This is a genomic window from Clostridium sp. CX1 (assembly GCF_025398335.1).
Taxonomy (GTDB): Bacteria; Bacillota; Clostridia; order Clostridiales; family Clostridiaceae; genus Clostridium_AM; species Clostridium_AM tanneri.
Genome location: NZ_JAODOO010000061.1, coordinates 1 through 583, shown reverse-complemented (window position 1 = coordinate 583; position 583 = coordinate 1). Strand labels below are relative to the sequence as shown.

General features: G+C 29.3%; 1 tRNA gene. It reads left to right on the top strand.

Annotation, left to right across the window (positions count from 1 at the left end):
* The first annotated feature begins 1 nt into the window (after position 1).
* A tRNA-Ala gene (locus N4T77_RS20140) sits at positions 2-77 on the top strand.
* Positions 78-583 lie beyond the last annotated feature (506 nt).

Here is a 583-nt window from a genome sequence, read left to right as displayed (position 1 = left end):
TGGGGGTATAGCTCAGCTGGGAGAGCACCTGCCTTGCACGCAGGGGGTCAAGGGTTCGAATCCCTTTATCTCCACCAAAAAGAAGTAACAAATGTTACTTCTTTTTTTATTTTTCTTTTTATATAGCATACTTAATATAGGTATTACAATTTCAAACTCAGGTATATTTAAGTTATGATCCACATTATCCTACCAATTTATCAGGTAATTGGCCCTATAGAAGCTCAGCTTTATCTTTGTCTTTTTACGAACAGCATGATAACTTATCCTAGTGTATCAATATGTGAAAGTTGTAGTAATAGTGAATAATTTAGAGATATACCAATTTAAATAGCATTAATTTGTATTATTATGACTTCATGGGCGGGAATTTATGATAAAATATCAATTGTCCTGTTGAAAAAGGAAAACAAATTATTCAAGATAAGCAGGGCATTTTATTATTTATTAAGTGATAAAAATAAATAATAAAAAAGTATTGACAAGTTAAATGATATTTGGTAAAATTCATAATTGTCAGTAGGAAATGATCCTTGAAAATTAAACAGAGTAAGGTAAGTAAAACTTATCTATAAAATAAACT